The organism is Bartonella vinsonii subsp. berkhoffii ATCC 51672 (genome assembly GCF_902825225.1).
Lineage (GTDB): Bacteria > Pseudomonadota > Alphaproteobacteria > Rhizobiales > Rhizobiaceae > Bartonella > Bartonella berkhoffii.
On record NZ_CADEAK010000358.1, the window covers coordinates 1 to 383 of the forward strand.

A 383-nucleotide genomic window follows, 5' to 3' on the forward strand; every position below is an offset into this window, starting at 1 on the left:
AAGAGGCTATAGCAATTGAGGAGATCTCAAAATATCCTCTTCCAAGAAAAAAAACTATACCCCTAATGGGGTACTTATGAGCAGGTTCAGAAATTATCCCTTATGAAGATTGTTGGCTTGAAGAAGTAGAACTACCACCATACATTACAAAAGACACATACGCAGTAAAAGTTGAGGGCTACTCAATGGAACCTTTCATTGAGGATAAATCAATTTTATTTTATTCAGAAAACATTTCTCCAAATTTTCTTCTTAATAAAAAATCAAATGTTTATACAGAAGATGGGCGTTGTTTTGTCAAAATAGTAAAATAAGGTAGTAAAGCAGATTTATTTAATTTAGAAAGTTTAAATAGATTATATCCATAAATAAAAGATATTAAA

General features: G+C 29.5%; 1 protein-coding gene. It reads left to right on the forward strand.

Going from position 1 to position 383, the window contains the following annotated elements; genetic code table 11:
- The first annotated feature begins 95 nt into the window (after positions 1–95).
- Complete coding sequence (locus J7R10_RS10390) at positions 96–314, forward strand: S24 family peptidase (RefSeq protein ID WP_281432526.1); 219 nt, start codon at positions 96–98, stop codon at positions 312–314.
- Positions 315–383: the final 69 nt, after the last annotated feature.